This window comes from Ectobacillus sp. OTK, assembly GCF_059698935.1.
On record NZ_AP048547.1, the window covers coordinates 1,567,780 to 1,579,577 of the forward strand.

The 11,798-nt window shown below is 38.4% G+C and carries 13 protein-coding genes and 2 pseudogenes; 9 read left to right on the top strand and 6 right to left on the bottom strand.

From position 1 onward, the window contains the following. Positions 1 to 60 precede the first annotated feature (60 nt). Positions 61 to 987 (top strand): DMT family transporter, encoded by a 927-nt coding sequence (locus tag AC6HZ4_RS07685; protein WP_497494391.1) that lies wholly within the window; start codon positions 61 to 63, stop codon positions 985 to 987. A gap of 99 nt (positions 988 to 1,086) precedes the next feature. On the opposite strand, the gene AC6HZ4_RS07690 is transcribed toward AC6HZ4_RS07685, so the two are convergent. The 4 genes and pseudogenes from AC6HZ4_RS07690 to AC6HZ4_RS07705 form a co-directional block, all read right to left on the bottom strand. After that, on the bottom strand, positions 1,087 to 1,845 hold the full coding sequence (locus AC6HZ4_RS07690) for a hypothetical protein (protein WP_497494392.1): 759 nt from the start codon (positions 1,843 to 1,845) through the stop codon (positions 1,087 to 1,089). Between the two features lie 34 nt (positions 1,846 to 1,879). After that, positions 1,880 to 2,014, bottom strand: a pseudogene (locus tag AC6HZ4_RS07695) (BBE domain-containing protein); the annotation flags it as partial. A gap of 258 nt (positions 2,015 to 2,272) precedes the next feature. Continuing rightward, positions 2,273 to 2,536 (bottom strand): annotated as a pseudogene (locus tag AC6HZ4_RS07700) (efflux RND transporter permease subunit); the annotation flags it as partial. Next, complete coding sequence (locus tag AC6HZ4_RS07705; RefSeq protein ID WP_497494393.1) at positions 2,533 to 3,339, bottom strand: efflux RND transporter permease subunit; 807 nt, start codon at positions 3,337 to 3,339, stop codon at positions 2,533 to 2,535. The gene AC6HZ4_RS07705 and the pseudogene AC6HZ4_RS07700, both read right to left, overlap by 4 nt. A 183-nt stretch (positions 3,340 to 3,522) precedes the next feature. Between AC6HZ4_RS07705 and AC6HZ4_RS07710 the strand changes: the two genes are divergently transcribed. The 5 genes from AC6HZ4_RS07710 (at position 3,523) to AC6HZ4_RS07730 (ending at position 7,535) form a co-directional block, all read left to right on the top strand. Further along, the gene (locus AC6HZ4_RS07710; protein WP_497494394.1) at positions 3,523 to 4,395 is read left to right on the top strand and encodes a TetR/AcrR family transcriptional regulator; all 873 of its coding nucleotides are present in this window, start codon (positions 3,523 to 3,525) and stop codon (positions 4,393 to 4,395) included. A gap of 386 nt (positions 4,396 to 4,781) precedes the next feature. Beyond that, a complete protein-coding gene (locus AC6HZ4_RS07715) occupies positions 4,782 to 5,699 on the top strand; it encodes an ABC transporter ATP-binding protein (RefSeq protein WP_497494395.1) in 918 nt (305 codons plus the stop codon). Next, entirely contained in the window at positions 5,692 to 6,630 is a 939-nt protein-coding gene (locus tag AC6HZ4_RS07720) for an ABC transporter permease (protein WP_497494397.1), read from the top strand. Before AC6HZ4_RS07715 ends, AC6HZ4_RS07720 begins: the two co-directional genes overlap by 8 nt. Positions 6,631 to 6,729: 99 nt before the next feature. Continuing rightward, on the top strand, positions 6,730 to 7,068 hold the full coding sequence (locus AC6HZ4_RS07725) for a PadR family transcriptional regulator (RefSeq protein WP_497494398.1): 339 nt from the start codon (positions 6,730 to 6,732) through the stop codon (positions 7,066 to 7,068). A 230-nt stretch (positions 7,069 to 7,298) separates the two neighbouring features. After that, the gene (locus AC6HZ4_RS07730; protein ID WP_497494399.1) at positions 7,299 to 7,535 is read left to right on the top strand and encodes a YjcZ family sporulation protein; all 237 of its coding nucleotides are present in this window, start codon (positions 7,299 to 7,301) and stop codon (positions 7,533 to 7,535) included. 110 nt (positions 7,536 to 7,645) lie between these two features. On the opposite strand, the gene AC6HZ4_RS07735 is transcribed toward AC6HZ4_RS07730, so the two are convergent. Continuing rightward, positions 7,646 to 8,173, bottom strand: coding sequence for an ion channel (locus AC6HZ4_RS07735; protein ID WP_497494400.1), 528 nt, complete (start codon positions 8,171 to 8,173; stop codon positions 7,646 to 7,648). A gap of 352 nt (positions 8,174 to 8,525) precedes the next feature. Here AC6HZ4_RS07735 and AC6HZ4_RS07740 point away from each other — a divergent pair, with 352 nt between their 5' ends. Next, positions 8,526 to 8,894 (top strand): hypothetical protein, encoded by a 369-nt coding sequence (locus AC6HZ4_RS07740; RefSeq protein ID WP_497494401.1) that lies wholly within the window; start codon positions 8,526 to 8,528, stop codon positions 8,892 to 8,894. 163 nt (positions 8,895 to 9,057) lie between these two features. Further along, positions 9,058 to 9,609 carry a DUF3231 family protein gene (locus AC6HZ4_RS07745; protein WP_497494402.1) on the top strand — a complete coding sequence of 184 codons (552 nt, stop codon included), beginning with the start codon at positions 9,058 to 9,060 and terminating at the stop codon, positions 9,607 to 9,609. A 936-nt stretch (positions 9,610 to 10,545) separates the two neighbouring features. Here AC6HZ4_RS07745 and AC6HZ4_RS07750 read toward each other — a convergent pair. Then, on the bottom strand, positions 10,546 to 11,100 hold the full coding sequence (locus AC6HZ4_RS07750; protein WP_497494403.1) for a DUF3231 family protein: 555 nt from the start codon (positions 11,098 to 11,100) through the stop codon (positions 10,546 to 10,548). Positions 11,101 to 11,367: 267 nt separating this feature from the next. On the opposite strand from AC6HZ4_RS07750, the gene AC6HZ4_RS07755 reads away from it, so the two are divergent. Then, positions 11,368 to 11,637, top strand: coding sequence for a DUF1292 domain-containing protein (locus AC6HZ4_RS07755; protein WP_497494404.1), 270 nt, complete (start codon positions 11,368 to 11,370; stop codon positions 11,635 to 11,637). Positions 11,638 to 11,798: the final 161 nt, after the last annotated feature.

Sequence of the window (11,798 nt, forward strand, 5' to 3'; positions counted from 1 at the left end):
ACATTGTATTTAGGACGGATCGGAGATTACAAGATAAGAAAAGAGGTTAACTTTATTTCTATGGCAACTATAGCGAAAACTAGATATGCATATTTCCTTTTGATTTTAGCGAATATGATATGGGGTGGCAATTTTGTAATAGGGCGTATTGGAGCAAACTACTTTCCGCCATTTACATTTTCTTTACTGAGATGGCTAGTTGCTTTTCTCATACTGACACCGTTTATGGCGAAGCATCTGAAATCGGACTGGAAGATTTTGTGGAGTTACAAGTGGATACTGCTTCTTTTAACTGTTACAGGTATTGCAGGATATAATACTATCATTTATTTTTCTTTGCATTTTACAACTTCTATTAATGCAGCTGTTGTGAATTCAATCACTCCATTATTTATTGCCATTTTTTCTGTTTTTGTTCTTAAGGAGCGGCTTACATTTGTACAAGTAGCGGGAATAAGCTTATCTATTACAGGTGTTATTTTTATCCTATCAAAAGGGTCTCTGGGAACATTGCAAGCTTTCTCTTTTAATACAGGAGACTTATTTGTGTTAATCGCTGTTATTTGTTGGAGCTTGTACTCAGTTATTGTTAAAAAGTATGCAAAGGTATTGCCAACTAATAGCACATTGTATATTACCTCTTTTATAGGAATTGTCATGCTGACTCCATTTAGTATGCTGGAATTGAATCGGCCGGATGTCCATGTTTTATTTACCCCAATGTCTATTTTTATCTTGTTCTATGTAGGAATTTTAGCTTCTATTATTGCTTTTCTGTCGTGGAATACAGGTGTAGCGAGAGTCGGGGCGGCAAAATCAGGTATTTTCTTAAATCTGCTGCCTGTCTTTGCAACTACTTTTGCTACAATGTTTACAAGCGAATCCCTGTTATGGTACCAAATTGTTGGTGGAATGATTGTTATTTTCGGGGTTTTGCTTTCCTCAACAACAGCTCCAAAAGCTGTTCAACAAAGGGCTGTACGTTAATGTTCAAAACAAGCTTTTTAAGCAGACCGGTAATCGCAGACGGAGCAAATATCGATAAAGGAGCAGGCACATTGCCTGCCTTTTTAATTTTAGGAATTGTTAGTCGGAATGTTTTGTATTTTCCTTCTTTTTACTATTCATCAAGGAAAAGGTAATTGGTTGGTCAGAACCTGTCATGAGTTTATAAACATATGAGGATGTTAGTTTATAACCGTTTTCGATTTTCGTAGCTAAATAATTTGTTCGTTCAAATAGAATCGAACGAATATGATTAAGTTGGCGGGAGATTTTCTCTGTCAACGCTTCTTGATTGTCTAATCGTTGTAACATCCCTGTTTGAAGTTGATCTTGATTTGACAATTTATCAGTTATTTCTTTTTGCAGTTCAAGCTGCTCATTGAGCTGCAAAGAGAGCTGTTGATGGGCAGCTTCATTTTCTTCCAAGCGTTTTACAATCTCTTGATTAGATTCACCTAGACTATGAATGTTGTCTATGATAGATTTCTTTAATAAATTTTCATTTTCCAAAATTACTTGTAGATGCCTATTTTTTTCATCTAATGTGTGTAAGCGTTGAACCATTTGGCTTTCAAATTCTTCACGATGACGGCTGCTAGCTTTGATATCACTCATTTGGTCGATAACGTGCTTCCACTGAATCAATCTGTTTTCTTCTAGTTGCTCATAGCGTGCTTTAAGCTCAGCAATAGATTTCGTAAGAGCCATGTTAGCTTTTTGCTGTTCCTTCATTAGCTCTGTTAAAGGATTATGTCGTACAATCCCTTGATTGGATGCTTGAATGATTTTATTATTTTTATACACATCAGGATGATCATCATTATTAATAAATAATCCCATTCTTTCCCCCTCCGCTTCATTATGTGTTGTGATATCATATGCGTGAGGAACAAAATAGGGAACACAAGCCGCATTTCGCTGATACAGCTAAGCAGGGGAAGTATAGAGGAAAACGAAATACATTATACGGGTCATAAGCTGTTTTGATTTTGCGAAGACGGTTAACATTTTCTCCATACTATAAAACAAGCTTAGCAAAAGAGATAAAAAACAGCCGTTATCTCCCTATGGACCATAATGATTCAGCTATACATTCTTTCTTGTGAATAAAGTTTATGTATATAAAGAAAGAAGAGGCAAGCTCATTTGATCTGCCTCTTCTTTCTTTATATACATGTTTGAGAAGTTATGAACCAAAGTACTCTGTTGGCTGCACATTCTGTTATAAATAACTTTTGAGAATTAGTAATCTATGCTGATTTTCTTATTAGACTGCTTCACGCAGCCCTTCTTCCTGCTTGCGTTCTTTTCGATAAAACATTTCGTACACGACCGGCACAACAATAAGCGTGAGCAGTGTTGATGTTGCTAGTCCGCCTATTACGACAATCGCTAATGATTGCGATAGAAGCGCGCCTTCTGAGAGGCCGAATGACATCGGAAGCAGGGCGCATACTGTCGCGATTGCCGTCATTAAAATAGGGCGTAAGCGCGTTGAGCCTGCTTCCAGTAATGCATCACGAATCGTCATATTTGTGAAAATGTATCGGCCATTCCTTTTTGTGTATCTGGAAAGATCGGAATCATTAAATTGTTCACATCGTCCACAGATGTAATTTGGCCGGATAAACGAACTGGTTTCGATTGTTCGCCAAGTGTTAATGATGTGATTGGGAAGGACATGTTGTTTCCTTGTAATTGCTGCTGTACCTGCTGGAAGGTAATTCCTTTTTCCTTTAGTTTATCAGGCAATAGCCGCACATATACACCGCTATCCTTTTGTGTGGAGATGTTTACCTGTCCAACACCGGAAACAGTCGTTATGTTCGGTACAATATTTGCACGTACTTGCTGCTCCAGCTCCGCATCTGTTACATTTTTATTGGATAATGAAACCTTCAAGATGGGAAATGAACCAAAGCTAATGCGTGTAATTTGCGGAGAAATGACACCTTCAGGCAATGTCACCTTCGATACCGCTTCTTCAATTTTTCGTTTTCCTTCGTCTAAGTTGGCCGAAAAATCAAATTGAGCGATAATTGCTGATACGTTATCTGTTGAAGTTGTGCTCACATCCTTTAGTCCCGGTATGCCTGAGAGAGATTTTGAGAGCGGTTCGGATACTAAATCCTTTACATCGGCTGGCGCTGCACCCGGATATGGCGTAATGATAGCAATGATCGGGATATTAATGTCTGGCATCGTTTCCTTTTTGAGCCCTGCCGCTGAGTATGTTCCTCCAAACGCAATGAGCAGCGTAACAATTAGAACGGCGGCTGTGTTTTTTAATGAAAATCGGGTCAGCCAATTCATTATGATATGGACCTCCTGCATATATTTTGAGATTCTTTGACCGATTGGTCACATGGTTAATATAACCGATGGGTCATGTATTTACAATAGATAAATACTGTATAATTTTAGTGTGGTTTGATTTGTAACAGCAGCTTCTGTACAATGAGCATGACTGACTGGTCATAGCGTGATGATTCGTAATTGGAAGGAGTGGAACGGATTATGAATGAAAGAAAAATAAAGATGCTGGAAATCGCACTCGCATTGTTTGCGAAAAAAGGATATCACGCTACCTCCATCCAAGAAATTACGGAGGCTTGGGGTATTTCAAAAGGAGCATTCTATAATAATTTCTCCTCTAAAGAGGAATTGATGTTTTGTATTATGAAGTTTTACACTGAACTGGCTTTTAAACAAGTGCAAAGCATAACGGCGGGCGAGAGCGAGAAGGAGATTTTAATTGAACAAATCCGGATTCAATTTGCTATTATCGAGTCGCACAAGGAATTTATACGAATGCAATTGACAGAGCAGCCGCAGCAAATGACAGAAGAGCTGAAGCGTTATGCTTTTGAAACACGTATCAAGACGTTTAGGTGGTATACGAAGCGTCTTAGGGAAGTGTATGGTCCGCAAATAGAGGCGTATGTACTCGATTGTGTAGTTCTTTTGCTGTCAATGATTCACGGCTATATGGGCCTTATCATTTTAGATCAAAAGCCGCTTTCCTTCGAAAGAACAGCCCGCTTTCTTGTAAACAGGCTGGACAGCATAGTCAAGCAAATGGGCAACGAAGCTCCGTTACTAACAAAGGAGATGATGAAGGAATTTCTACAAGCAGATGATGACATAAAGCTGCAGCGCGTGCGAAGCAGCATCACCGATTTGCGAAAGGCATTATCGTATGCCGCGGAAAATATTGTGTCCTCTCTAGATGCTCTTGAAGCGGAATTTGCAAGCGATGCACCTCGGGAATATATTGCAGAAGGACTGCTGCTGTATTTAGAAAAACAAGGTATTGAAGAGTGGAAGCCAGCGCTGTGCGTACTAGAAGAGGCAATGGATAGCTTCTTTCATTCAAAACAGTATGGTTAATTCTTGAAAAGAACATCCCCCTTGATAATTAAGGGGGGATAATCTTCATTGTTCCACAACAATTATTGAAACTTATGGAGCTTTTATTCCATTTTTTATAAAGCCTTCTACCGCAAAAGCTGACATACCTAATGCAGTTGAATAAGCAGAAAGCTTGATCATATCGGAGTGGACTCGTAGATACAAAAGGGAGCAATGATAGAGCGCTTACATGCACTTTTCCTGTTATTGGACTATTCAGCCGAATGTAAATTACATCATACATTCAATACACTCTGTTATTATACCTATCTAGTGTCTTCACTCGGTTGAGTTCTATTTGTGTTTTCGTGTGTTAGACGAGTTTGCGCAGACAAGGTATGATAGGAAAAGGGAGGGATTGTCGGATGAAATCAGAAATTGTGCTCGACGTCCAGAGCATAACCAAGAAGATAAAGAATGATGTACTCGTTCGAAGCTTGTCCTTTCAGTTAAAGAAGGGTGAAATTGTCGGATTGCTTGGGCCAAACGGCGCGGGGAAAACAACCACGATGAAGATGCTTGTGGGCTTGATGCATATCACGGAGGGCGATGCTTTTATAGAGGGCTATAGTGTGAAAAATGAGCTGCAACAGGCGCTTGCGAGAGCTGGAGTGATGGTAGAAGCGCCCTCATTTTATCCGTTTTTCAGCGGCTACGATAATTTGGCCTATTACGCCCGTATGTCAGCAAATGTTGATGCAACGCGTATTGATGAAGTAGCCCGCCTTGTTGGACTGACACAGGCCATTCATAAAAAGGTAAAGACATATTCTTTGGGAATGAAGCAGCGTCTTGGAATTGCACAGGCACTCTTACATAAGCCGTCTGTTCTCATTTTAGATGAACCGACAAACGGATTAGACCCGGCTGGAATCCGGGAGATGCGTAATTACGTAAAGCATATTGCAAAAGAGGAAGGAACCGCCATTCTTGTTTCCAGCCATTTGTTGGCAGAAATTGAACTCATGTGTGAGCGGGTCATCATTATTCAGAACGGAGTCTGTATTGAGCAGCATAGTCTGGCTGATATGCCGAGATACACAGCGTTTCAGGTGCAGAATGCAGAAAGAGCAGCTGCTTTATTAGCAGAAGCGTTTCAGTTGAAACAGGAGGATATCCATATAGAAGAGAAAACACTGATAGTTTCTGTGGCAGAGGAGCAAATTCCGGCAGTAGTTCGACTGTTTGTACAGCATGAGATTGATGTATATGGAATTGTACCCGTCAAGCAAAATTTGGAGGACATGTTCCTAGAGATGACAGGAGGAAACGTCATTGTTTAGATGGACATTGCTTGTATATAACGAGCTATTAAAGATTGTAAAGCGCAAAGGATTTCTCGTTCCGCTCCTTCTGCTTTTTTTGCCGGTGCTTGTTCTAGGAAACTGGGATTATATTGAATATCAGAAGGCGCTAGAGACAGGAGATTGGAAAGAAGATATGCAACTTGATATAGCCCGCAAGAAGGAAGAGCTGAGGTCGTTTGGGCAAACGGACAGTCCGACAGCGAAGATGCTGCGCCAAGAAATTGCTGTGAGCGAATATCAATTGGCACACAATATCCCGCCGTACAGCGGATATAGTGTATCAGGTTTTATGAATAGCGCTTCTGTTTTAACGAGCATTGTTGGTGTGTTGCTGATTTTTTACGCAAGCTCGATTGTTTCAAAGGAGCATAGTATGGGGACAATCCACTTTCTTTTAGTGCGTTCAGCATCGCGGACAAAAATTCTGTGGGCCAAGATTGCAGCCATTGCTATGCTATACGTGATACTCAGTGCAGTTCTTATGCTGTATTCGTTCATACAAGGAGTATTTTTATACGGCAGAATTGCTTTTTCCTCGGTAGTGGTGACTGCCGTAAATAATACAGTAGCGACAGAAAGCATGATGATGGCAACGATAAAGGCATATATACTTGATTTTCTTCCAATGCTATTGTTTGCCGCAATCGCCTTATGCCTATCTGTCTTGCTGCGTTCGAGCAGTCCAGCTTTGATTACAACTTTGCTTCTGTTTCTATTGAAAGGAACGTTGGCGCAGTTATTAAGCAAGTATGAATGGAGTAAATACGTGTTTGTCATGCACGCAAATCTTAGGATGAATATAGGAGAATTTGCTGAAACAGGTTTTTCTATTTTTGTGCTGCTTTTCTATATTGCTGTGTTCTTTCTTATTGCGTTTTTTGTATTCCAAAGACGTGATATTGCCTAGCAGTACCGAACCATCGGTACTGCTTTTTGTTAGGATTCCAGTATAAACAATCGATTAGGTCCTTTTTGGAAAGCTGGAAGCAATCAGGTGTATCCTGAATTGGCAAAAATGGAAGAAGAGGGTTTGATCAAGCTTCACGGAATCGAACAGCATGCAAACCGTCCTGCCCGAAAACTGTATGAGATTACCGAAGCCGGGAAGGAGGCAGTTGTACAATGGACGCTGGAGTCTGGAGAGCTTCCGAATATCCGTGATGATTTCAAGCTAAAAGCTTACAATTCTTGGATGGTAGAACCTGAAAAGATGATTAAACAAATACAAGAAGTAAAGAAGCAGCACGAGAAGAAACTAGCAGCATATTTGGATAAAGTGACTGAGCTTAAAGGAATGCTTGAACCATCCAATGCAAAGATCCCATTTTCTCCAGTCTTTCTATAGTGGAATTTGGTGTGCAATATGAACACTTGTATAGAGAATGGTGCGATAATTTAATCAAAAAGCTATAAAGTCGAGCGGCCTTTTCAAAAAGAAGGAAATTCTTTTTGGGGAAATAGCGGAGGAGTTTAACAAATAAAAAAACAGACGTGCTCACATTTCCTTTATAGGCGTATAATATGATATCCGTACAGAAATGCCTCTCCTTACAAACGAAGGGAAGAGTTAAATTGATGTCAAATGCAAATATACCATTCAGTAACAATGCTCCTTATGCTTCAAACGTAGCTCCTGTTCAGCAAGCTCCAGTCTATGGTTATTCCATGCCTGTTTATAGTTACGGCTATGGCGGTTACGGCTGCGGAGGTTACGGTCACGGATTTGCGCTCATAGTTGTGCTCTTCATCTTACTGATCATTATAGGTGCTTGTACTTTCTATGGTGATAAGTTCTATGATGATAAGTGTTGAGGCATTCACCTTTACCCCCTGTATTCATACAGGGGGGTTTTTATTGCTTGGATTTACCAAAGTTCTTTGTTGATTTTCAAATGAACTCAGAGAGACTAACATGCATTGTATTAATTTTTTAGAGTTTTAAGAAGTTTTGACGTTAAAACAGCCATGAATATTGTGTTACTTATCATACCCATCAACATCTCCGACGCCGCTAGGGCATTAGAAATTAAACCGATTGAGGTAATATCTCCATAGCCTGTCGTAGTAAAAGTCGTAATACTGTAATAAAGAAAGTCGTTTCCAGAAAGATGTTTGCCCGTAAAGGCTTTATCCCCTTTTATTCGATAAATTTGAAGGTATAGATTAGCATACGTGATCAAAATTAAGCTCAAAAGCAAACCTGATCCGATGCATATATTCGTTAAACGTGCCGTAGTACTAGGAATTAAAATAATAAATTCAATTAGCAGATATATGCAAATTATTAAAAGTGATGCAAGAGTTACTATTAAAACATAAACTCCTATTCCCCCTTTAATGTTAAAAGTCGAACTGATTATTAAAAGGAAAATCACCAGAACATTAAGAATTCCATATATATATAATTTATTTTTATTAAATTCTCCCTTAAGAAAAAGTTTTTTCTTCATACTGACCTCAATTTTGTTGTATTTTGTGATGGAAGGAAACTGAGAAATATATGGCAGTTGGTTTCGTGCAGGATTAGTTTTTTCCATTGGGACGAAGGTATACATATACTGCAAATTTCTAATTAACTCTTCACTATTGATGTTAAAGGAAGTTATTTTATAAGAATTACCGTTCCTTCTAACGGCTAAAGCATGTTTTTTCTAAAGCTGGACGAATTATGTACCAAATGTATCAAGCAGTCTGTAGTCTGCGCAGATTCAATTGAGTTATAGCATAGAAAAAATTATTAGGAGCACAATAATTGTCGGGAATTTAAGTACCAAAATAATAATTATTCGGAGGCTTTGTTTTATGACACAACAAAATCAACAAAATCAACAAAATCAGCAAAATCAACAACAGCAATTACAACAAGCTATTCAGAACGTCCAACAAGCAGAACAACAGCTGCAAAATATTCAAGCTGCCAGCTCTCAGCAAAGTCAACAATTACAACAGGCGCAGCAAGCTGTTCAACAGGCGCATCAACAATTACAATTAGAAAATCAACAATTACTACAAGCACAACAGCAGCTGGAAATGGAAACGCAACAATTACTGCAAGCACAGCAACAAGTTAAGCAAGAACAACAAGATGTTAAAATGGCACAACAAAAAGTTCAGCAAGCACAAGCTACTGCAACTAATGCCATGACATCTCCGAACGATTCTCTACAATAAAATAGTAAGGTTTTTGAGAAACAAAAAGGGCTGACATATACAATTCAATGTTGGCCCTTTTGTTTTATTAGCTTAGCAAGATTTTTCCTAAAGCAGCATCTTGAATATATTATTGTAATAATTTGCAAAAAAATGGGTACTGTATCTGTTAGGAGGTGATACAGTGACCAATGCTTTTGAGGCTCTTATCGATTATTTCAAGGGAAACTTAGACGAAGAGTCAGAATCAAAACTTCATGTTGGGGAAGTTATGGGTTGTTGGTTGTATCATACTGCATTAATTGAAGAAATACCGGCATTGGAAATATCATTAAATACTACAACTGATAATGAATTACGTGCATTGATTGAAGACTCCATCAAATTAGCTGCCTCTCAAATTGAACAGCTGGAAAGGTTTATGAAAGAAGAGGGTATCCCATCCTCACCGCCTGCAGCACATAAACCAGACTCAAATCCTAACGCTGTACCATTAGGAGCAAAGTCAACTGATTCTGAAATCGCGAATCTAATTAGTGTTAAAGTAGCCAGCAATATAGTAATGACAAGTACAAATTTAAGTCAATCCATTCGAAATAATCTGGGAATCATGTGGTTAAAGTTTCATACAGAAAAAGTGATGTTTGGTTCAAAGGTAAAGCAAGTGATGAAAAGAAAAGGATGGTTAAAAATACCCCCTTATTATTATCCACCTGGAATGCCAGATAAACAATAGGTCTATAATTGGGTTCCGGGGGAGTTTTGTGCATAAAAAACGTCATCTTCATCGTAGATGATGGCTTTTTGTTTTACAAAGTAACTTATCATGCTAACTAAAATTCTTTTGAGGAAGTCTATTTCCACTCAAAACAAAGCTGCAGTAAGAAGTTTTTCTCTGTCTTTTTCTATAGCTATACACATTACAGTGATAAGTGCTGAGGCATTCACCTTTACATTCTTGTGTTCGTACAGAGTCTTTTTATTGCTCGGCTTTATTAAAGTTTATTGTCGGTTTTTAAATAAAAAAATCTTTCTTGAATAAATTCGTTTCTTAGATGAACAATAATCTTAGTGTTAACACTTAACACTAAACTTTAATGTGGAGGGATATACTTTGAATACTCTTTTTAGCTTATTTCCTGCCTTAATTATTGTGGGTATTAGAGCTGTATTCTTAATTAGTAATACAACCTTTAGGTTGAAATCTTTGTTAAGAATTCCATCTTTAACGTAAGCATTGAGTATTCGATAAGTATCATCTAATTCGCATTGTTGTAAGAGAGAGGTGAGCATAGTATTATGCTTGCCTTTTTGAATGTGTGGGGAGAAACCCTAACACAATGATAAGGGTGCGAGAAAGACAGATTACATCCAGGAAACCGCAGAACAATCCCTTCTGCGGTTCCTGTACTTTCTTACCGCTCATATGCATCACACAGTTCCATCGTTTTTTCAGGCTAAAAGGCTTCAAGGCAGACTTTTGCCTCAAACTTTTGAAACCCTGTTTCTTCTTTTTGGTCAATCATGCAATTCTCTAGTTCTCCTGGAGAACAGTTTTATTTTTGGAAAAGACAATATTTATTAATCCATTTTTAAAGGAATGGTCAATATCAAAACATAGGAACAATATTTTCTTGCCCCCGCAGCTATGGAGGCTAGCCTCACAAAATTCTTACTTTAATGGTTGTGGGGAACCAGGCGGAATGTAAAACGGAGGTACCTTAATCCAGCCGCGTCTACGCATTAACTGTTTCAACCGGGTCCCAAAATCTAATTTTTCCGCTTGGAACTGTATAAATAATAAACCGACATCTGTACGAACCGACTCAGAAGCGGCACCAGCTGCCCGCATAATCAAACTAATGATTTTTACAGATAATTCGTTGGCAATCACATCATCCGTTAATTTAACACCAAGCGGAATAGCGTTAGAATCAGATACTGGCATATCTTCAGGGGAGGGCGGTAATGTAATTCCTTCCTTAATCATGAAATCATGGAGCCGTTTCCGTTGACTGGTTCCGAGTTTCATATCTTCCTCAAGGATTGCTTTTAGTTCATCATCATTCGTGGTATTTATAGCTGCTTGAACGGATACTTTGGCTAATTCAAGTCCTTCTAGGTATAGCCAACATGCCATTACCTCACCTACATGAAGAGGTTGATGTTCATCTTGAGTTTTTATTGATTTAATGGCATCAATGACTGATTCCAATATGTTTGCCATGTAATTTCCTCCTATGAGTTAAATTTTTTATAGGATTATTTTTCCTGAAAATCCTTTTGCTATTCAATTGGAAAAAGATATTTAATAAGCTTTTCATACATTGCGGAAACATGACCGTCCTGACATGATTTTGTTAACAGTAAGATGGTATCTACGGTGCAGCCCAACGAGCAGGTTATATGTATGAATTTAATTTTGTATGGAAAGATATGTTGGTAAATATGGTATTTAAATACTTTATTTTTGGAATATGGAGGAGAGTATTATATGGAAAAAATTGAAGCAGGCGAAGTGTTTATCCTTAGCGACGAAAACGACCAGGAGCAGGAAGTTGAAGTGCTGGGAACGATGAATGTCGAAGGAGCAGAATATATTGCTGTTGGTTTTGTAGAAGACATTCAAAAGGAAACAGACGAAGACATTGACATCTTCTTTTTAAGAGTAGAGCATGATGGTGAGTTGTCATACATTGAGGACGACAAGGAGTTTGAAAAAGTGTCTGCCGCGTTTGAGGAAGTTACGAATAAGCAAGACTGATGTTGTATACTTGCTCGTAGCATGTAATACCGCGATATAGCAAGGTAATAATAGGTAATGGAAAGCTAATATAATCCCATAACCAAAGCTGAGTAACTTTTATAATTTCTTCTAGGTGCAGAGCATTGTTTCTGCACTTTTTTTGTGTGGAAATGTTAAAA

Coding starts and splice junctions, on each gene's coding strand:
- AC6HZ4_RS07690 (WP_497494392.1), bottom strand. CDS start 1,845: ATGGGATTATTTATTAATAATGATGATCATCCTGATGTGTATAAAAAT.
- AC6HZ4_RS07685 (WP_497494391.1), top strand. CDS start 61: ATGGCAACTATAGCGAAAACTAGATATGCATATTTCCTTTTGATTTTA.
- AC6HZ4_RS07750 (WP_497494403.1), bottom strand. CDS start 11,100: ATGGCAAACATATTGGAATCAGTCATTGATGCCATTAAATCAATAAAA.
- AC6HZ4_RS07705 (WP_497494393.1), bottom strand. CDS start 3,339: ATGCAGGAGGTCCATATCATAATGAATTGGCTGACCCGATTTTCATTA.
- AC6HZ4_RS07715 (WP_497494395.1), top strand. CDS start 4,782: ATGAAATCAGAAATTGTGCTCGACGTCCAGAGCATAACCAAGAAGATA.
- AC6HZ4_RS07710 (WP_497494394.1), top strand. CDS start 3,523: ATGAATGAAAGAAAAATAAAGATGCTGGAAATCGCACTCGCATTGTTT.
- AC6HZ4_RS07730 (WP_497494399.1), top strand. CDS start 7,299: ATGTCAAATGCAAATATACCATTCAGTAACAATGCTCCTTATGCTTCA.
- AC6HZ4_RS07735 (WP_497494400.1), bottom strand. CDS start 8,173: ATGAAGAAAAAACTTTTTCTTAAGGGAGAATTTAATAAAAATAAATTA.
- AC6HZ4_RS07740 (WP_497494401.1), top strand. CDS start 8,526: ATGACACAACAAAATCAACAAAATCAACAAAATCAGCAAAATCAACAA.
- AC6HZ4_RS07755 (WP_497494404.1), top strand. CDS start 11,368: ATGGAAAAAATTGAAGCAGGCGAAGTGTTTATCCTTAGCGACGAAAAC.